Genomic DNA, 19204 nt, shown 5'->3' with positions numbered 1-19204 from the left:
ACCGACCTGTCTACCCTGACTGCGGTATACCGATCAGTCAAGTCGCGGGATGGTGCGGGAAGCACGCTGCGGGCCGCTCGGGTCCTCGGGCGGCATGGTGCGCGCCGCGGGGCGTCACGCGAAGACATGGCGCGTGGCGGTGCCACGGAAGGGATGCCACTCGAACAGCAGAATCGTCGCGTCGTCGTTCAGCGGCGCCTGCTGGAAGTCGAGGATGGCGTTGATCAGGCGGCGCAACGCCTCGGGCGCCGGTTCCCCGGCGGCGATGGCGCGGACGACGAAGTCGGTGAAGCGTTCCTCACCGAAGGACTCCCCCGCCGCGTTGCGGGCGTCGGGGATTCCGTCGGTGTAGAGCAGGACCCGGTCTCCGGGCTCCAGCTGCGCTTCGTGCACCCGGCGACGGGTGTCCGGCACACCCTCCCCCAGCCCCAGTGGCGGCTCGGCCTCACGTTCCAGGGCGCGGGGGACGGAATCCCGGCGGCGCAGCAGCAACGGCGGCGGGTGCCCGGCGTTCATCCACGCAAGGCGGCCGGTGGTCAGGTCGAGTTGGGTGAAGACGCCTGTGACGTGCCGGTCGGCGAAGGCGTCGGCGAGAGCGGTGTCGAGGCCGGAGACCAGCTCGGGCAGATCGGCGTCGCTGTGCCGGGCATGGCGCAGGCCGGCCATGGCCACCGCCGCGGTGAGGCCCGCGGCCAGATCGTGCCCCATGGCATCCAGGATGGCGGCGTGCAGGAAGCCGCCCATAAGGGAGTGGTCGAAGGAGTCACCGCCCAGGTTGTAGGCGGGTTCGAGAACCGCGCTGGAGGTGACCAGGTCGGAGCCCATCGTCCTCGGCGGGAGAAGCGCCCACACCATCTCGGCGGGCAGCCGCATCGGGGTGACACGCTGGAGACGGCCGAAGGTGTCGCTGTAGGCGGACTTGTCCAGCACGATCAGCGTCACCAGTGAGGCCACGGAGTAGCAGCGATCCAGCCGCGGGGCATCGAGCGAGGCGGCCTCGAAGGCGATGACGCCCATGCGTTCGACACCGTCCAGCAGCGGCAGCCAGAGCGACAGCTGGCCGCCGTCGTTGCGCAGCAGGCGTGGGGAGACGGTGCGGTAGGTCCAGCCGGCCAGCGAGTCGTCGATCGGCAGGCGCCGCGGCCGTTCTCCCGGCTCCAGATCCGCCAACTCCACCAGCACACGCTGCTGCACATCGGCCAGGTACACGGTGATCTCGCGGAAGCCCAGCCCGGCGGCGTGACGCCGCAGCATCGCCGGCAGGTCGTCCGGCGCCATCCGGTGCATCTCCTGCAGCATCCGGCCCAGGATCGCTTCGCCGCTGTCCGCGTCGGCCGCCACCCGTACTCACCCGCCTTCCGACCACACCTGCACGCGCGCCACGCCTCCAGCCCACCGCACCGGTGCGCCACGCGCCACGCCAGCGCGTACGTGCGAGTGCCTCAGCCCTCGGCCCCGCCCTTTCCGGATCCGCAGTACGTATGGAGATCCCGGCTCTCGCCGCCACGACGGCCTGGTCATTGCCTTGCCGGTGGCCCCGACGGCCCCACCGTGCAGGCCCGTGCGGCCCCTCCGCGGAGGGGCCGCACGGGGCGGGTGGCCGTCAGCCGGCCGCCTGGGGCTTCTCCGGCTTCGCACCCACCCGGTCCACCACGCCGAGCTTCATGACCGCGTCGATTCCGGCCAGCGCCTCGTCGTGCCCCGGCTTGCCGTCCTCGGCCATGTAAGAGCGCGAACCGAGGTAGGCGAGCGTGTCGCGGTCGAAGATCCACACGACGCGGCTGGCGTACGCGCTGCGCTTCAGCGTGATGCCGACCCCGTGCCGCCCTGCGGCGTCCACGGCGTCCGGCACCTTCCGCACGCCCGGCACGCGCGCGAGGGCACGGTAGAAGGCGGCGGCGTTCTCGGGGGGCATCAGGTTGTTCACCACCAGGTCGCCGATCGCCTCGAAGACGGCTTGGTCCCGCGTCTGCCGTCCGTCGTCCTCCACCTCGGCGTACAGCCGCTTCAGCAGCGCGTCCGGATCGGTCGGCAGCGAGGCGAGCCACGCGTATGTGGGCCGGTGGAAACCTGGTCCGCGGGCGCCGTCGCCCTTCTCGCCGTCCGGGACCGACGTTTCGATGGGCAGCATCTGGCCCGGCATCACGGCGTCCTTGCCGGTCTCCCGAGCGGCTCCGTAGGTCGTGACGGGGCCGGGGTCCTGCGACATCCACCGCTCGTCGGTGTGCGCGGCGCCGAGCTTCACGGGCCCGCCCAGTTCGCCTTTGTTCTCCCGCTCCAGCACACGGGTGTAGACGTACTGGTCCCCGGCCGGCGCCTGCGTTCCCGTCGAGTTCGCCCGCGCTGCCGTCGCGATGTGATCGAGCAGGACGGCAGCCTTGTCGGAAGGCGCGGCGGTCGGGGCAGAGCCGCCCCCGCCCTCCCACACGGTGACGGTGAGGCCGGTGGCGAGGGCGAGTGTGGCGGCGACGGGCAGCACGACCCTGGGCCGCAGCAGAAGGCCGCGGGTACGCGTTCCGGCCGCCTCGGCCCCGGGTTCCGGCTGCCGCTCCGCGGCGGCGGGCTCGGCGAGGTCCTGGTCGATCTGGCGCATCAGTATGTCCTTGATGTGATGGTGACGCCCCGGCGGGAGTTCCGCCTCGGGTGGCGGAGGAAGCAGCCGGGCGAGGACGGTCAGGTCGTCGTCGGCACGGTCCTTGTCATGGCTGTTCACAGGGTGTCCTCCCGCAGAGGCAGGGACGCGAACACGGCCCCACCCTCTCCCTCACCGCGACGCGGGCGCGGTTCCCGTCGCTTTTCTGTGCCGTTGCGCCGCTCCGCAGCGGCGACCTGCTCGCTGAGCCGCGCGAGGCGCGCGCGGGCGCGCGAGAGCCGGGACCGTACGGTCCCGACGGGCACGCCGAGCGCCTCGGCGGCCTCCGCGTAGTCGAGCCCGGCCCAGACGCAGAGCAGCAGAACCTCCCGCTCGGGCCGCCGCAACCGGTCGAGCGCCACATTGACGGCCGCGAGCCGCCGGGCGTCGTCGATCCGCCCCGCCGTCTCCTCCGCGAAGTCGGCGACGGCCTCAGGCGCCGACCGCTGGGCGAGGAACGTGCTCAGCCGTCTGCGTCCGCGCCGTACCCCGAGCGCCTTGTGTGTCGCGATGGTGAGCAGCCAGGGGCGCAACGAACCGCCCTCGGGCTCGACTTTTCCGCGGGCTCGCCACGCGGCGAGGAACGTCTCCGACAGCACTTCCTCAGCCGCCGCCCAGTCGCCCGTCAACCGCAGCGCGTGCTGGTAGACCCCGCGCGCGTGCTGCTCGTAGAGCGCGGAGAACGCTCCCCGGTCGCCTGCTCTTATCAGGGCCCGCTCGGAGCCCACGTCGTCGTCTTCGGTACGCCTCACACTTCATCCCTCACCGCGAGACCCCCACGGTTCCTGTGCCGCGCGTCACATCCGGGGAACACAGGCGCGGGCGGGCGTCACCGCCCATTCTCCGGGCGACCGGAGTACACCCGGCGCGGGGCCCCGCCCACACGCGCCACCGCCTCAGCCGCAGTGGCGAGCCCGCATGCGGGCCTTGACTTGGAGCGCTCTCCAAGTGGTGAAGTCATGCCCTCACCACGCCACTTGGAGGAACTCGTGAGCACGACAACCGAGAAGCCGGTCACCCTGATCACCGGGGGAAGTACGGGTATCGGTGCCGCGACGGCCCGACGGCTCCTGGACGCCGGGCACCGCGTCGCCCTCACCGGCCGCGACGAGGGACGCCTGGAGCAGCGCGTCACCGAGCTCGACGCCTCCGAGGACCTGTTGGCCCGCGTCGCCGACGCGGGCGACTGGGAGCAGACGCGGTCGACCGTCGAGGAGACGGTGGACAGGTTCGGCCGTCTCGACGCGGTCGTGGCCAACGCAGGATTCGCCAGTCCCGGCACCGTCGCAGACGGCGACCCGGCCGTCTGGCGCGAGATGGTGCTGACCAACGTACTGGGTCCTGCACTGCTCATCCGCGCGGCGCTGCCCGCGCTCAAGGAGAGCCGTGGGCGCATCGTTCTGGTGGGCAGCGTGGCCGGACATGTCCACACACCCGGCAACCTCTACGGCGCCACCAAATGGGCCGTCACAGGGCTGGCGGAGAACACACGCCGGCTGGTCACCGCCGACGGGGTGGGGGTCACCCTGGTGGGCCCCGGGCGTGTCGAGACGCCGTTCTGGGCAGCGGCGGGCGGCGCCCCCGACAGTCCGCTGCTGAGCGCGGACGCCATCGCGGACGCCATCGTCTGGGCACTGCGGCAGCCTGCGGGTGTCGACGTGAACACCCTGACCGTGCGGCCGGTTGGGCAGCCCGTGTGAGGCCGGGCAGGCCGCACACCAGGGGGACTGTCGGTGGTGGGTGGCAGCATCGGGCTCATGACGGACACCACGACGTGCGCCTGGCGGCCTTTCCTCCTGCGGTGGAGCGGCGAGTGGGCGGACTGCCAGCCGGCTGACGAGACGAGGAGCGAGGAGGAGGAAGCCGCCCGGCGTGCACGCTGGTTGGGCTTCCCGCCCGCGCCAGAGCATCGGATCGCCGCCATGGAGGAACGGCTCGGGAAACGGATGCCACCGTCGTACCGGGAGTTCCTCAAGATCAGTGACGGGTGGCGGCACGCGGGCGGGTTCGTGTCGCTGCTTGCGGGGACCGCCGACGCGCGTTGGCACAACAACGAGTCGGAGCTCGCCGACGATTTCGAGGGGTTTCTCGACGAGGACGCGGACCCCCAGGAGCGCTGGGCGGCGGGAATCTGGCGGCGCGGGCTGCAACTCGACGTCGAATCCGACATCACCTACGTCTTCCTGGACCCCGAGGACGTCGATGAGAACGGTGAGTGGGCCGTCTACACGTGGGCGAGCTGGCGGGCCGAGGCACCGGAGCGGTACCCGAGCTTCTTCGCTTTCATGCGGGACATGCACCGGGAGTTCCACAGCCTGCACGCGGAAGCCCGCGACGGGGAGCCCCCGTTCGTCAACGACACGACGCGGAAGCTGGACGCGCAGCTGGAGGCGGCCCGGCTGGAGGCGCTGCGCGGTGGCTGGGAGCGGGCCGGTGAGGCGCTGGACGAGGCGAAGGCGTACGGCAGACCGCGAGCCGCCGGGCTGCGCGACCAGATACGCCGGCTGCTCGGCGAGACGTACCTGGTGTCTTTCGAGCACCTGGTGACGGATCCGCGGTACGCGCCCGAACTGCTGCCACCGCTGCTCGCGGAGCACGCGGCGCATTCCTACCGCGACGATTCCTTGCTGAAGTTCTCCTTGCGTGGCGCGGATGAGGACGTGATGTCACTGGCTTACACGACGCTGGCGCAGGTGAGGGACGGCACGTACCGGTACGCGCCGGGCGGAGCGTTCGGCGAGGCGGTCGCGCGGGCGCGGGAGCTGGCGCGCTGGGGAGACACGGACGGAGCCTGGCAGACGCTGAGGAACGCTCTGCCCCTATGGGAGCCGCTCGGTCCTGACCATCTGGCGCCGCTCGCATGGGTGGCAGAACCCCTGCTCGCGCCGCTGCTGACACCCGAGCGGGGCCGGGAGCTGCTGTCCACTCCACGGGGTGGGCAGACAGGAGTGCGACCGAGGCCGACGGCGGGTCTCGACCCCGGCAACCTGGCGTGGCTCGCGGAGCCGGGCCCGGGCAACGACCGTGCGTCCTACCGGTTCGTCCTGGTCGAGGGGGTGGAGCCCGAGGAGTTGCCCGGACGTCTCGCGCACGGAGACGGTGAGGGGAACGAAGGCGGGGGCGGGGACGGCGCCGTGCTGAGCGAACCCATGACGTGGTGGGAGGCGCGCAACAGGTCCCTGCGCGGCAAGAGGGAGTTCTCTTCCTACGACGACCGGCCTGTGATGGCGGTCGGCCGGGCCGGCAACGGCTGGAGCTTCGCCTTCGACGCTGACCCCGCCCCGTTCGACCGGCGGCGGTTCTCCTCCCCCGCCGCGACCGCGAGCACGGGCACCCGCGCGGTGGTGGTGTGGAGCGGCCTGCGGGCGGACCACGAGGAAGCGCTTTTCCACCTTTCGGTGGCGCAAGACGGTGCCGAGCAGTACGCGTTCACCTGCGAGGGCGGAGAGGTCCGGCGAAGCGGGCGGATACCACCCGCGTTGGACCCGGTGCGGTTCTTCGGTGACGCGGAGGACGGCGCCGAGGCGGAGCGATCGCTGCTGGAGGCGGTGGCCGAGGAGTTCACCGTCTCTCTGCCACGTCACGCGCTCACCAACGGGCGACTGCACACATGCACCACTCGTTCCTGGACACGACCGCCCGGAGAGGGAGAGACGTACACGGTGATCCGCGCGGGCCTGGGCACCGCACCCCTCGCGGTCGGCGAGTGGGACGCAGACAACGGGCGGGATGGCGGGTAGGCACCGGCCGGCACGGAGTCCGCACGGCGGGGAGGTGCTGGTCATCGCCCACCTCTCCGCTCCGGGACGAGCCGAGGGCGTCGAGGTCCGGTGACCGGGGCCGAACGCCCACCCCGAAAGGTCTCCCTCCTCCCAACACAGCGTACTAGCACACTGTGCTAATGTGGCCGCAGGGCACTAGCACAGTGTGCTAACGCTGGGTTCGGTCGAGAGCGGGAAGGCTGCGACGTGTTCGAGAAAGGGCGGCGGCGTCGGGCGGCGCGGCGCGTACAACCGGGAGACGGGCGGCCACTTCAGCGCTTCCGGTGGTGGCACCTGCCGGGCCGCGCGCTGTTCCACCTTCCGCTGACGCAGGACGACGGTCGCCGGACGATGTACGCGATCGACGTCCGGCACTGGCAGAACCAGAGCTCGGGCAACGTCAAGGCGCATCTCTACCTCGACGGCAGGCTCCATGCCGAGTCCAGGATCCCCGCCGGCTTCCCCGTGCCGGGCGGCACGATCGAGGTGGCGATGAGCGGGTTCGGGATCAAGCGCTGCCACTACGTGACCGCGCAGGGCGTGGAGCAGCAACTCGCCCCGCACCCTGCCTCCGCAGAGGGCCGCCGCGCCCGTCTCGACCGCGACCATCCGGCGCTGAGCCACTGGATCGGCCTCTGCTCGCTGATCCTGCTGCTGATCGGCGCGGGTCTTCTCGTCCTGCAGATCGCCGAACCGCTCTCTCGGATACCTCCGATCGCCTCACGCCTCGGGAACTTCGAGTCGCCTGTTCGTCTGCCGCTGTGGCTCAACATCACCCTCGGGGCGGGGGCGGCGCTGGGCAGCATGGAGCGTGCGCTCCGGCTGCGCTACAACTGGCTGCTCGACGGCGCCGCGAACTGATGCTCCGTCACGGAGCGTCGCGCAGCCGGAGGAGGTACGCGGCGGTCAGCGCGACGGCGCGGTCCTCGTCCTGCGACAGGTCCACGAGGGCGCCGGCCGCCGTCGTCCCCGGGACGGCGGCCAGCGCCTGGGTCAGCCGTCCGCGCGCGGGGGCTTCGGTGGCGGGGTGGGCGAGACGGTCGACGAGGCCGGTGGCGATCCGTTCCGCCGTCGCGGTGTCGCTCGCCAGCACGTGCAGCGCATCGGCCGCGTCGGTGTCGTTCCTGCCTGCCACGATCATGTCGAGGAGCGTCGGGATCGCTTCCGCCTCGCCACGTGTCCCGAGCGCGACAGCCGCACGGCCGCGGACCACGGCGTCGGGGTCCGCGAGAGCGCGCCGCAGCTGTGCGGCGGCCTCGGCGTCGGGCAGCTCGACGAGGGACTGAACGGCGCGCTCGCGCACCGCGGCCTCCGGTGAACCGAGCCCCTCCGCCAGCAGCGCCGAGGCGCCTTCGCCCGCGCGCGCCAGCGCCCAGCGAAGGGCTCCGGCGACGTTCGGGTCCGTCTCGCTCAGCACCGCCTCGGCCAGGGCCTCCACCGGTACAGGTGCCTCAGCGACCGAGGAGAGAGCCGCACGCTGCCGCGCGTCCGCGCTCTGCGACCCCAGCGCCTGGAGGAGTGCGACGGCTTGGAGCACGTCCTCCCACCCTGTGGGGTCCGCGGCGTCGATCCGGCGCAGCCGCGTGAGCAGCTCCGTCTCGGCCGCGATGCGTGCCCGCGTCCGGCGGACGAGGTCGCCGACGAGCGCGGAGGGCGTGAAATCGGGATCGTCGAGTGCACGCCCGATCTCACGCAGCGACAGCCCCAGCGACCGCAGGCTCTCGACGTGGAAGATCCGCCGGATGTCCTCGACCGAGTACTCCCGGTATCCGGAGCCCGTGCGGGCGGAAGGCCGTACCAGACCGAGCGACTCGTAGTGCCGGAGCATGCGGGCGCTGACCCCGGATCTTCGCGCCACCTCGCCGATCAACACGTCCTACCGTCCCTCCTGATCCGACCCGCCAAGGGCCACGACGCGCTTCGCCTCCTCGATCGCGCACCCGAACCCCGCGTCCGGGTCGCGCAGCAGCCTCCGGGTGGCCATCGCGTGCGCGCGTACACGCGGGTCGGAACCCGCCGCGGCAACGTCCAGGGCCGGTTCCACCCCCTCCCCCAGCGCGACCAGTGCCCGGCTGAGGCTCAGCTGCGTCTGCCGCTCCCCGCGTCCGAGTTGTGCCGCCAGCGCCGCCGCAAGAGCGGACTCCTCGCCGTCCGGCACGAGCACGACCGCGGCCCGCCAGGCGCTCCGCGCCACCTCGTCGTCGGCGTCGGACAGCAGCGCGGGCGTGAGCGCCGGCCACGCCCGCCGGTCTCCGATCTTGGAGAGCGTGTGCAGCGCCTGGCTCCGTGCCTGTGCACGCTGCGAGCGGACTTCGCGCAGGAGCGCGGGGAGCGTCATGGCTACCGGGTGGCGGGTGAGCGCCCAGGTCAGCATGTCGCGGACGAAGAACTCGGGCTCGGTCGCGCATCGCTCGACGAGCGTGTCGACGAAGCACGGGTCGGGCGTCGCGCCGACCGCCAGCGCGGCCCGCAGTCGCACGGACGAGCTGCTGTCCTCCAGTTCCCGGAGCACTCGCGCCGCTTCCGTGGCGTGCTGCGTGATCGTCGTCGGAACCACCTCCATGGCGACCAGTGAAGGCCTTGTCACGGTGACAAGGTCAAACCACGGTGTCGAGCCCGCTGAACGAGCGCGGGGCGGCGACGCTCACACCGCCACCGGTGCCTTGATGGCCGGGTGGTGCCGGTAGTCGAGCACCGCGACGTCGTCGTAGGCGTAGGTGAAGAGCGAGTCGGCTTCGCGCAGACGCAAGCGGGGAAAGGCGAACGGGGTGCGCGAGAGCTGTTCGGTGACCTGCTCGAGGTGGTTGGCGTAGATGTGGCAGTCACCGCCGGTCCAGATGAAGTCGCCCGGCTCCAGACCCGTCTGCTGCGCCACCATGTGCGTGAGCAGGGCGTAGCTCGCGATGTTGAACGGAACGCCGAGGAAAAGGTCAGCGCTGCGCTGGTACAGCTGGCAGGAGAGTTTCCCGTCGGCGACGTAGAACTGGAAGAAGGCGTGACACGGTGCGAGTGCCATCTCGGGCAGATCCGCGACGTTCCACGCGGAGACGATCATCCGGCGCGAGTCCGGGTCGCGGCGCAGCGTGTCGAGGACCTCGCTGATCTGGTCGACGTGCCGGCCGTCGGGCGTGGGCCACGAGCGCCACTGCGCACCGTAGACCGGTCCGAGGTCGCCGTTCTCGTCTGCCCACTCGTCCCAGATGGTGACGCCTCTCTCGCGCAGCCAGCCGACGTTCGAGTCGCCGCGCAGGAACCACAGCAGTTCGTACACGAGGGACTTGAGGTGCACTTTTTTGGTGGTGACCAGCGGGAACCCCTGCGTGAGGTCGTAGCGCAGTTGGTGCCCGAAGACGCTGCGGGTCCCGGTGCCCGTCCGGTCCGCCTTGGCCGCTCCGCTCGTGAGTGTCCGCCGCAACAGGTCTTCGTACTGGGTGTCCGCCACAGCCGTCGAGTCTACTGACCGGCCCGGGAATGAGGCGTCGCCGTCCCCCTGGACGGCGACGGCACGCTACGAACCGGCACGTGCGGGATCGGGGACGCCTCGGCGGCTCAGAACGCTCGGCCACCAGGCGGCCGGCCCGATGTCCCGGACGAGGGCGGGCACCAGGAGGGAGCGGACGACGAGGGTGTCGAGCAGAACGCCGAAGGCCACGATGAAGGCGATCTGCGTCATGAAGGCCAAGGGGATCACCCCCAGCGCGGCGAAGGTCGCCGCCAGGACCACTCCGGCCGAGGTGATGACTCCTCCGGTGGCGGTCAGTCCGCGCAGCACACCCTGCCGCGTCCCGAGACTCTGCGCCTCTTCCCTGACGCGGGAGATGAGGAAGATGTTGTAGTCGACTCCGAGTGCGACGAGGAAGACGAAGCCGTACAGCGGTACGGACGCGTCGGTTCCCGTGAACCCGAGCAGGTGCTGGAAGACCAGCGCCGAGACCCCGAGGGTGGCGACGTAGCTGAGGGCCACGGTGGCTACCAGCAGCAGCGGCATGAGCAGGGAGCGCAGCAGACCGATCAGGATGACGAGAATGATCGCCAGTACGACGGGCACGATGAGCGCGCGGTCGTTCTCGGCGGTCTGCTGGGTGTCGACCTGCTGTGCGGTGTAACCACCGACGAGGGCGTCGGCGTCGGGTACGTCGTGCAGGGCCGCACGCAGTCGGCCGACGGCCTGCTTGGCCTCGTCGCTGTCGGCGGCGTCCTCGAGGGTGACGTCGAGGCGGACCCTGCCGTCCACGGCCAGAGGTCGCCCCTGCCCCGGGCGGCCGGAGCGCGTCACCGGGGCTGCGGACGCGACGCCTGGGGTGCGGGATGCCGCGCGCTGCGCCGCCGGGAGGGCGCCGCGGTCGACGATGACGACGGCGGGGTTGCCGGAGCCGCCGGGGAAATGCTCGTTCAGCGTCTGCTGCGCCGCTACGGAGGACGCGTCCCCCACGAAGGTCTCCTTCAACGGGACGCCCTGCGCGTTCAGGGTCGGCGCGAAGCCGCAGCAAACCAGCAGCACGGCCGCGGTGACGGCCCACAGCGTGCGAGGAGAGCGGTCGATCAGCGCGGCCACCCGCGCCCACACGCCACGCCCGCGTGCCCTTTGTTCGGCGGACTTCGGTTTGGCCGGCCAGTAGGCGGCGCGCCCCAGCAGCAGCAGCGCGGCGGGGAGGAAGGTCAGCGCGCTGACGAGCGCGCACGCGATACCGATGGCGCCCACGGGCCCGAGGGCGCGGTTGTTCGTCAGGTCGCTCAGCAGCAGAGCGATCAGTCCCGCGACCACGGTGGCCGCGCTGGCCACCACCGGGCCGAACGACTGGCGCACGGCGGCACGCATCGCGGCCGCGCGCTCCCCCTGGACGGCAAGTTCCTCGCGGAAGCGCGCGGTGAGCAGTAGCGCGTAGTCGGTGGCGGCGCCGATCACCAGGATCGAGAGGATGCCCTGCACCTGGCCGTCGACCCAGACGACGTCGTGCCGGGCCAGGCCGTAGACGATCGCGCAGGCCAGAGCGAGCGCGAACACCGCTCCGACGATGATGACCAGGGGCAGCAACACGCTGCGGTAGACCAGCACCAGGATGAGCAGTACGGCAGCCAGTGCCACGGCCAGCAGCAGGCCGTCGATGCCGGCGAAGGCGTCCGAGAGGTCGGCCTGGCTGGCGGCCGGGCCCGCGATCTGCGCGGTCAGCCCCGGCACGTCCTGCGCGGTCCGCTCGATGCGGTCGAGCACGTCGGGCAGGTGGTCACCCAGGTCGGGTCGGAGCTGGATGACGCCCTGGAGTGCTCGACCGTCCTCGGAGGGGAGGGCGGGCGAGGGCTTGCCGACGACGCCGGTGCCCCGGCTGAGCTGGGCGAGCGCCCGGGTGGCCTCCTGTTCGTGCCGGTGGGACACCCGGTGGCCGTCGTCCCCGGCGGTCCACACGACGATCGCCGGAAGGGTCTCGTCCTGGTCGAACTTCTGCTGCGCGTCGATGACCTTGGTGGACTCGGCGCTGCGAGGCAGGAACGCGGCCTGGTCGTTGGTCGCCACCTCGCTCAGCTTGCCGGCGTACGGGCCCAGGGCGCCTCCGACGCCCAGCCAGGCGACCAGCAGGACGGCCGGCACGAGCCAGCGGACCCAACGGGTGGAGGTGACCATGCGTGCTCCCCTGCAGCTACTTCACTGAGTGACTATCTCAATTTTTGAAGTACTGCTCAGCCTAGGTGGTCCGCGACGCGTCACCGACACCGGTCCGCCGCAGGCAACCGGTCCACGGTTGGCAACCGGTCCGCCATCGGCCACCACGCGGGCAGTGCCGCCGCGCCTCGTCGGCCGCTCGAGCGCGCTGACCCGTCAGGGGTACTGGAGGGAGAGAAGAGCGTGCAGCTGGGCCCCGCGGGTCAGGGGTTCCGCACGGGAAGAGCCTGCAGCTCGGAGCTGAGCAAGGTCAAAAAGCGCAGGGCCGCGCGCTGGTCGTCCTCGCTCAGCTGCGCGCGGGCGCGGTCCGTGGCCCGGGCCAGGGGCCCGAAGTGGGCGCGGGCCGCCGCTCGGGCGTCCTCCTCGTAATACAGGTGGACGACCCGCCGGTCGGCCGCGTCCCGGCAGCGGCGTACGTGACCGGCACGCTCCAGTCGGTCAAGACACGCGGTCACCGCTCCCGACGTGAGCCCGAGATGCTCCTTGAGCCGTCCGGGAGTCATGGGCGCTTCGGCGTCGAGGATCGCGGCGAGTGCGGCGGCGTCGGTGCCGTGCAGTCCCTGCGCGTGAGCGAAGTCGTGCACCAGCCGCGTGAACTCGCCGTTCAGACGGCGCAGGGCCACGGCGAACGACTGGAGGTCGGGCCCCGAGCCCGCCTCGGTGGAGTCCTCGTGCGACGGGACAGACGGCTGACTTCCGCTCATCTGTCCAGCTTATAAAGCCCGGCGTCGGCTCCGCTCCGGCTCATCGACGGCCGGCGGGCGCCCCGGACGCACCAGGGTCGGCGCGGCGCGCACCGACGACCCCTTCGACGATCCTCAGCAGACGGTCCCCCGCCCGGTCGATGCTTCCGTTCTGCGTGCTGACCTGGGCGCCTTCGAGTACGAACGTGATCTCGGCTGCCGCCTGCTCGGGGTCGGTCAGCCCGGCCGCGGTGCACATACCGACCAGCCTGCGGGTCTGCCGGGCCTTGTGCTCCTCGATCACCTGCCGTGCGGGATGGGAGCGGTCGGGCAGCTCGGCGAGGGAGTTGATGAAGGGGCAGCCCCGGTGCGAGAGCCGCGGAAGCCCCTCGGCGATGAAGCGGGCCAGGCCCAGGATCTGCTCTCCGGGTGCGTCGGGGTGTTCGGCCTCGACCCGGTCGAAGGCCGCCTGGTAGTCGGCGGCGACGATGCGCAGCCACTCGGCGACCAGCGCGTCCTTGGTGTCGAAGTGCCGGTAGATCGCCGTCTTGGTGGTCTCGGCTCTCTCCGCGATCGCCTGGACGCCCACCCGCCGGATCCCCTCGCTGTGGAAGAGCTCTTCCGCCGCGTCGAGGATGCGCTCACGAGGCGGCAGTTTCGCGATCCTGCTCGGCCTGCCGGCGGTCGTTGCCATGACTGCTCCGTGACGTCCGGTCGGGTTCCTCTTCTGACACTACGATACCAGTGCGTTCCGAGCGGTACCGTTCGGTATCGTATGGTGCTCATCGGTATCGTTCCGATCGCTGGGAGAGACGAATGAGAGTGTCCGAGTACGTGACCTTCGACGCGGTGGGGCTCGCGGAGCTGGTGGCCCGCGGTGAGGTGGCCCCCGCCGAACTGGAGGCAGCCGCACGCGAGGCCGCGCGGAGGGTCGAGCCGCGGATCAACGCCGTCGTGGAGATGTGGCAGGCCGACGACGCGCCTCGCCCCGGCAGCACACCGCTGGCCGGAGTCCCCTTCCTGATCAAGGACATCGGAGTCTCCATGGCCGGGAGGCGCACGGAGTTGGGCAGCCGACTCGCGGCGGGCAACGTCGCGGAGGCCGACTCCTTCCTGATGGCGCGCTTCCGGCACGCCGGCCTCGTGACGCTCGGTCGTACCGCGACGCCGGAGTTGGCCTACAGCATCACGACGGAACCCGCGCTGCACGGCCCGACGCGCAACCCGTGGGACCCGCGGCGGAGCGCGGGCGGATCCAGCGGAGGCGCGGGCGCGGCGGTCGCTGCCGGCGTGGTCCCGCTGGCACACGCCACCGACGCCGCGGGGTCGCTGCGCATACCCGCCGCGTACAACGGCCTCTTCGGGCTGAAGCCCACCCGCGGCCGAGTGTCCATGGGCCCAGGCGCCGACGAGGTCTTCAACGGCCTGGCCGCACACGGAAGCGTCAGCCGCACGGTACGGGACAGCGCCGCGCTGCTCGACCTGATCCGCGGACCCGAACCCGGCGACCCCTACTTCGCCCAGCAACCGTCACGGCCGTACGCCGAAGAAGTCACCCGCCCTCCGGGCTCGCTGCGCATCGGCGTCCTCCCCCGAGCGTGGGGCGGACGCCGCACCACCGCCCCCGTGGCCGACGCCCTCACGCGCACCGTGGCTCTGCTCGAAGACCTCGGCCACCGGGTGGCGGAGGCCGAGGTCGAGCTGGGCGCGGACTGGGAGGAGTTCGTCCTGGCCAACGCCCGGTTGATGGCGGCGAACCTCGCGGCCGATGTCGACGCCCTGGCTGCCGCCTTCGACCGGCCCGTCGACTCCTCGACCCTCGAACCGGCGACCCTCGCGGGACACCGCTACGGACAGCGCGTCAGCGGTGTCCAGTTCGCCGCGGCCCTCGCGGTCCGCAACCGGGTCGCGCGGAGCCTGGCTCGGTACTTCGCCGCTTACGACGTCCTGCTCACCCCGACCCTGCCGGAGCTTCCCCTCCCCCTGGGCGGCTACACCGAGGGCGGGGACGCGCTGGACGGCCACGGCTGGATCGGCCGCCTCAACGACCGCTCGCCCTTCAGCATGCCGTTCAACGTCGCGGGCACGCCCGCCATGTCCGTGCCCGTGACCTCGGACGAACGTACGGGGCTTCCGATCGGCATGCAGTTCGCCGCCGGTTACGGTCGCGAAGACCGCCTCTTCCGCCTGGCCGGGCAACTCGAACAGGCGAGCCCATGGCTCGGCCGTACGCCCGTCGTGTGGGCGGGGCAACACCCGCGCCACTGAGGTGAGGCCGACGGGTGCACGGAGCGGGGTTCGCCGCGGCTTCCGTCGCGGCTCCCGAGCCCACGAGGACAAAGCCCCTCACGCAGGGCGGGTGGCCTCCCAGGCCGCCTCGATCATCCGGAAGATCTCGTCCACCGCGGCGTCCGGCTCTGCGGCTTCCCGGGCCAGCGCGTAGGCGTCGATCACGAACCGCGCGATGGTGCGGCAGACCGTCACGGTCCGTGTCAGATCGGGGGCGGCGGCGATGGCGGCGGCCAGCGACTCCGCGTGGCGCAGCCGCATCGACTCCTCGTACTCCCGCAGAGCTCGCGACTCCTCGATCATGTGCCAGACCGGCGCGGCGCCTTCCGCCGTGCAGTGACGCACCAGGGCCCGGACCTCGCGGCGCAGCGCCGGGATGAGCGGCTCGCGCGGCGCCCGGTCGGCGACCGCCTGCGTGAGGCGCTGCTCGAAGCCCTCGTCCTGCGCGAACACCAGGGCCTCTTTCGAGCCGAAGTGGGAGAAGAGCGTGGTGACGGCCACGTCGGCCTCCGCGGCGACGTCACGGATACCGACCGCGTCGTATCCGCGGTCCAGGAAGAGCCGCAGGGCGACATCGGCGATCTTCTTACGGGTCGCGGCCTTCTTGCGCTCGCGTCGTCCGGTCGGCACGGTCATGCGCTCACGCTAGCAGGTACGAACCCGTACTCGTTTCAAAGAGCTAACCGTTAGTGTTACGGTCACGGCATGAAGAAAGTGAGCTTCGCCGAATTCGGCGGCCCCGACGTACTGCGGCTCATCGACAGCGAAGAGCCCCACGCGGGCCCCGGCCGGATACGCATCGCGGTGCGGGCGGCAGGCGTGAACCCCGTCGACTGGAGGGTCCGCGAAGGGCAGATCCTCAAGGCTCATCCGACCGAGCTGCCGGCCGGAGTCGGGCTGGACGCGTCCGGGGTGGTGGACGAGGTCGGCGAGGGCGTCGAGGGGATCGAGGTCGGAGACCACGTCTTCGGCGAGGGTTCGAGCACCTACGCCGAGTTCGCCGTCCTGTCGGCCTGGGCCCGGATGCCCGAGGGACTGACGTTCGAGGAGGCCGCCGGATACCCCTCCGTGATGGAGACGGCCCTGCGCGTCATCCGCGAGGTCGGCGTGCGGCCCGGGCAGACGCTGCTGGTCAGCGGCGCGTCCGGAGGTGTCGGATCCGCGGTACTGCAGGTCGCCCGCGACCGCGGCATCACGGTGATCGGCACGGCCGGTGTCGCGAACCAGGACTACCTGCGCGGCCTGGGCGCCCTCGCCACGACGTACGGCGAGGGCTGGATCGAGCGGGTGCGGGAACTCGGCCGGGTCGACGCGGCTCTCGATCTGGCGGGCTCCGGCGTGATCCGCGAACTCGTCGACCTGACCGGGGACCCCCACAAGGTGCTCACGATCGCCGACCTGGCCGCGCCGGAGCTCGGCGTCCGCTTCTCCGGCGTGGCCGGAAGCGTGCCGGACGCGCTCGCCGAGGCCGCCGACCTGATCGCACGGGGGAAGCTCCACATCCCGGTCGAGAAGTCGTACACGCTCGCCGAGGCCGCGGCGGCGCACACCGACAGCCAGGCCGGCCACACGCGCGGACGCCGAGTCGTGCTCGTCTGAGCCGACTTCCGGTCCGGCACGCCGCCTTCAGGTCCGGTTCGACACACGGCCTTCAGGTTCCGGCGCGACGTGGCTGCCCGTGTGGCGGCCGCCGACGTGGTGACTCCCGGGTGTGGGCGGGGCCCTGGGCGTGCTCGCACTTCCCCCGCCGCCGGGGCGGCGGGGGAAGGCCACGGACGACGACCGGAGGTCCCAGCGGGGGAAGCCATACACGAGCCGATCCTGGGTTGCGTAGAAAGCATATGCTGCTGCTCATGACGCAAGACGACGACGTCGGTCTGGAGAGCCTCGTCCGCAAGCGGATCCGCGCGCTGCGCGTCGCGCAGGGCTGGTCCCTGGAAGAGCTGGCCGGCCGCGCCAACCTCAGCCAGTCCTCGCTGAGCCGCATCGAGAACGGCCGGCGCCGGCTCGCCCTGGACCAGCTCGTGACCCTCGCCCGCGCGCTGGACACCACACTCGACCAGCTCGTCGAGACCGCCGCCGACGACGTCGTGACCAGCCCGATGATCGACGGCGCTCACGACCGGATGCGCTGGTCCGTCAAGAGCGACCCCGGCGTGAGTGTCCTGCTGCAGCGCATGACCGAGCCGCCGCCCGACGACCCCTCGCGCATGCGCGCCCACCCCGGCCACGAGTGGATGGTCGTCCTGTCAGGCACCGCGATCCTCATGCTCGGCCACCACCGCTTCCGCGTCGAAACCCACCAGGCTGCCGAGTTCCCCACGATGATGCCGCACGCGATCGGCGCCGCCGAGAGCGGACCGTGCGAGATCCTCGGCATCTTCGACCGCGACGCCCGCCGCGGCCACCAACCGGACGGCGGCGACGGCGACACCGGCAGCCACGCGTGAGAGCGCGAGCCGCGAGTGACGGCCCACGTCCCTGACGGGCGGCCTCTTGCGCGCATGACGGGTGGCCTCTTGCCCGACAGGCAGCGCACACGTCCCTCACCTTGCCATATACGCAAGAGAGTGTGCCCCTGACGCATGCCCGACCTACTGTGGCGCTATGACTTCCCAGCACTCGCACACCCCCCACCACGACACCCACGGCCCGCACCAGGCGCACGAGCTCGGCGACCAGGCCGAGCTCCTCGATCTGGACGCCGAGGTTCTCGCCGAACACACCGCCTCCATCACCACATGGCTCCCGCTCAAGACGAGCCCACGCCGGATCGTGGATCTGGGCTGCGGCACGGGGGCGGGCACCTTCGCCCTGCTCGACCGCTTCCCAGAGGCACACGTCACCGCCGTCGACACATCCACCGCCCACCTCGAGCAGCTGCGCGGCAAAGCGTGCGCACGCGGCGTGGAGGAGCACGTGCGCACCGTCCAAGCGGATCTCGACGACTTTGACTGGCCCGACCTCGGCTCACCCGACCTGGTGTGGGCGTCCGCCTCGATGCACCACATGGCCCACCCCGACCGCGCCCTGAGCACCGTCCACGGCATGCTCGCGCCCGGCGGTCTGTTCGCCGTCGTCGAGCTGGCCGGATTCCCCCGCTTCCTGCCCGAGGACGCCCCCGAGGACCGGCCAGGCCTGGAAGAGCGGTGCCACACCGCGAGCGACCGCTTCCACGCCGAACACGTGCCCCACCGCGGCGCCGACTGGGGTCCGATGCTGGTCGCCGCCGGATTCACGGTCGAGGGCGAACGCACCGTGTCCGTACACATCGAGGGCGCCCGCAGCGAAGCGGTCGGCCGGTACGCGCTCGGCAGCCTGCAACGCGTGCGCGGCACTGCCGCCGAGTCGCTCGCCGGCGAGGACCTCGCCGCACTCGACCGGCTCCTCGACACCGACAGCCCGCACAGCATCCTGCACCGCGACGACCTCGCAGTACGCACCGAACGCGCCGTCTGGGCCGCGCGCCGCACCTGACCCTCTGCCGCCGGCCCCTGAGCGGGTGCAGACTCGTGCCATGACACGGATGGGGGCGTTCCGGGACGCGGTCGGTGACTGGGCGAGCGGCGGACCCGGCGGGCCGGCAAGTGACGGGGCTCTGCGGCTCGGTGTGCGTACGGCGGTGCTGCTGGAAGGGCTGAGTGATCTCGCGGCCGTCGAGACACTGGCCGTACGGCACGGTCGGGACCTGTCCGCCGAGGGCGTGTGCGTCGTGCCGATGGGCGGGGCGATGAGTGTCGGCCGCTATGCCGAGCTCCTCGGGCCGCCCGGTCTCGGCCTACGCCTGGCGGGACTGTGCGACGAGCGCGAGCGGGGTTTCTTCGACCGTGCCTTCGCGCGGGCGCGGGCACCGCACGGGGACGTTTTCGTGTGCGCGGCCGACCTGGAGGACGAGCTGATCCGCGCGATGGGAACGGCGCGGGTCGAGGAGATCGTCCGGGGCGAGGGCGACCTCCGCGCCTGGCAGACCTTCCTGCACCAACCCGCGCACCGCGACCGGCCCCGGGAGCAGCAGTTGCGGCGGTTCCTCGGCACCAGGAAGGGCCGCAAGATCCGCTACGGCCGCCTCCTCGTCGAGGCGCTCGGCCCCGAGCAGGTTCCGGCTCCCCTTGGCGGCCTGCTCGACAGCCTGTGACCCGCGGTCCTGTGACCTGCTCGAAGAGCGCTGCCGTGACCGCTC

At 71.8% G+C, this 19204-nt stretch carries 18 protein-coding genes; 8 read left to right on the top strand and 10 right to left on the bottom strand.

Going from position 1 to position 19204, the window contains the following annotated elements; translation table 11 throughout:
* Positions 1 to 114: 114 nt before the first annotated feature.
* The 3 genes from DTL70_RS30185 to DTL70_RS30175 all read right to left on the bottom strand — a co-directional run bounded on the left by DTL70_RS30185 (position 115) and on the right by DTL70_RS30175 (position 3384).
* The gene (locus DTL70_RS30185; RefSeq protein ID WP_245980082.1) at positions 115 to 1341 is read right to left on the bottom strand and encodes a PP2C family protein-serine/threonine phosphatase; all 1227 of its coding nucleotides are present in this window, start codon (positions 1339 to 1341) and stop codon (positions 115 to 117) included.
* A 262-nt stretch (positions 1342 to 1603) separates the two neighbouring features.
* Complete coding sequence (locus DTL70_RS30180) at positions 1604 to 2713, bottom strand: CU044_5270 family protein (protein WP_114025180.1); 1110 nt, start codon at positions 2711 to 2713, stop codon at positions 1604 to 1606.
* Positions 2710 to 3384 (bottom strand): RNA polymerase sigma factor, encoded by a 675-nt coding sequence (locus DTL70_RS30175; protein ID WP_114025179.1) that lies wholly within the window; start codon positions 3382 to 3384, stop codon positions 2710 to 2712. The genes DTL70_RS30180 and DTL70_RS30175 overlap by 4 nt, the downstream gene beginning before the upstream one ends.
* 237 nt (positions 3385 to 3621) lie before the next feature.
* Here DTL70_RS30175 and DTL70_RS30170 point away from each other — a divergent pair, with 237 nt between their 5' ends.
* The 3 genes from DTL70_RS30170 (at position 3622) to DTL70_RS30160 (ending at position 7254) form a co-directional block, all read left to right on the top strand.
* Positions 3622 to 4332 carry an SDR family oxidoreductase gene (locus DTL70_RS30170; protein ID WP_245980078.1) on the top strand — a complete coding sequence of 237 codons (711 nt, stop codon included), beginning with the start codon at positions 3622 to 3624 and terminating at the stop codon, positions 4330 to 4332.
* A 57-nt stretch (positions 4333 to 4389) separates the two neighbouring features.
* On the top strand, positions 4390 to 6372 hold the full coding sequence (locus DTL70_RS30165; protein WP_114025282.1) for an SMI1/KNR4 family protein: 1983 nt from the start codon (positions 4390 to 4392) through the stop codon (positions 6370 to 6372).
* A 228-nt stretch (positions 6373 to 6600) separates the two neighbouring features.
* On the top strand, positions 6601 to 7254 hold the full coding sequence (locus DTL70_RS30160) for a hypothetical protein (protein ID WP_114025177.1): 654 nt from the start codon (positions 6601 to 6603) through the stop codon (positions 7252 to 7254).
* A gap of 7 nt (positions 7255 to 7261) precedes the next feature.
* Here DTL70_RS30160 and DTL70_RS30155 read toward each other — a convergent pair whose 3' ends face one another.
* The 6 genes from DTL70_RS30155 to DTL70_RS30130 form a co-directional block, all read right to left on the bottom strand.
* On the bottom strand, positions 7262 to 8266 hold the full coding sequence (locus DTL70_RS30155; protein WP_114025176.1) for a MerR family transcriptional regulator: 1005 nt from the start codon (positions 8264 to 8266) through the stop codon (positions 7262 to 7264).
* A 3-nt stretch (positions 8267 to 8269) separates the two neighbouring features.
* Positions 8270 to 8956, bottom strand: coding sequence for a HEAT repeat domain-containing protein (locus DTL70_RS30150; RefSeq protein ID WP_114025175.1), 687 nt, complete (start codon positions 8954 to 8956; stop codon positions 8270 to 8272).
* Positions 8957 to 9037: 81 nt separating this feature from the next.
* Positions 9038 to 9835, bottom strand: coding sequence for a thymidylate synthase (locus DTL70_RS30145; RefSeq protein WP_114025174.1), 798 nt, complete (start codon positions 9833 to 9835; stop codon positions 9038 to 9040).
* Positions 9836 to 9901: 66 nt separating this feature from the next.
* Complete coding sequence (locus tag DTL70_RS30140; RefSeq protein ID WP_114025173.1) at positions 9902 to 12013, bottom strand: MMPL family transporter; 2112 nt, start codon at positions 12011 to 12013, stop codon at positions 9902 to 9904.
* A gap of 242 nt (positions 12014 to 12255) precedes the next feature.
* Positions 12256 to 12756 carry a MarR family winged helix-turn-helix transcriptional regulator gene (locus tag DTL70_RS30135; RefSeq protein ID WP_114025172.1) on the bottom strand — a complete coding sequence of 167 codons (501 nt, stop codon included), beginning with the start codon at positions 12754 to 12756 and terminating at the stop codon, positions 12256 to 12258.
* A gap of 40 nt (positions 12757 to 12796) precedes the next feature.
* Positions 12797 to 13429: a TetR/AcrR family transcriptional regulator gene (locus DTL70_RS30130; RefSeq protein ID WP_114025171.1), complete on the bottom strand. Its 633-nt coding sequence runs from the start codon at positions 13427 to 13429 to the stop codon at positions 12797 to 12799.
* A gap of 122 nt (positions 13430 to 13551) precedes the next feature.
* On the opposite strand from DTL70_RS30130, the gene DTL70_RS30125 reads away from it, so the two are divergent.
* Positions 13552 to 15003, top strand: a complete 1452-nt coding sequence (locus DTL70_RS30125) for an amidase (protein ID WP_114025170.1) — start codon at positions 13552 to 13554, stop codon at positions 15001 to 15003.
* Positions 15004 to 15081: 78 nt separating this feature from the next.
* On the opposite strand, the gene DTL70_RS30120 is transcribed toward DTL70_RS30125, so the two are convergent.
* Positions 15082 to 15660: a TetR/AcrR family transcriptional regulator gene (locus DTL70_RS30120; protein WP_114025169.1), complete on the bottom strand. Its 579-nt coding sequence runs from the start codon at positions 15658 to 15660 to the stop codon at positions 15082 to 15084.
* 69 nt (positions 15661 to 15729) lie between these two features.
* On the opposite strand from DTL70_RS30120, the gene DTL70_RS30115 reads away from it, so the two are divergent.
* The 4 genes from DTL70_RS30115 to DTL70_RS30100 all read left to right on the top strand — a co-directional run bounded on the left by DTL70_RS30115 (position 15730) and on the right by DTL70_RS30100 (position 19159).
* Complete coding sequence (locus DTL70_RS30115; protein ID WP_114025168.1) at positions 15730 to 16623, top strand: NADP-dependent oxidoreductase; 894 nt, start codon at positions 15730 to 15732, stop codon at positions 16621 to 16623.
* A 254-nt stretch (positions 16624 to 16877) separates the two neighbouring features.
* Positions 16878 to 17474: a helix-turn-helix domain-containing protein gene (locus DTL70_RS30110; RefSeq protein WP_181861136.1), complete on the top strand. Its 597-nt coding sequence runs from the start codon at positions 16878 to 16880 to the stop codon at positions 17472 to 17474.
* A 157-nt stretch (positions 17475 to 17631) separates the two neighbouring features.
* On the top strand, positions 17632 to 18501 hold the full coding sequence (locus DTL70_RS30105) for a class I SAM-dependent methyltransferase (RefSeq protein ID WP_114025167.1): 870 nt from the start codon (positions 17632 to 17634) through the stop codon (positions 18499 to 18501).
* A 40-nt stretch (positions 18502 to 18541) separates the two neighbouring features.
* Complete coding sequence (locus DTL70_RS30100) at positions 18542 to 19159, top strand: TOPRIM nucleotidyl transferase/hydrolase domain-containing protein (protein ID WP_114025166.1); 618 nt, start codon at positions 18542 to 18544, stop codon at positions 19157 to 19159.
* Positions 19160 to 19204: the final 45 nt, after the last annotated feature.

Source organism: Streptomyces diacarni, from assembly GCF_003323715.1.
Classification (GTDB): Bacteria; Actinomycetota; Actinomycetes; order Streptomycetales; family Streptomycetaceae; genus Streptomyces; species Streptomyces diacarni.
Note: the sequence above shows the minus strand (reverse complement) of the source record. Positions and strands in the feature narration are given on the sequence as shown.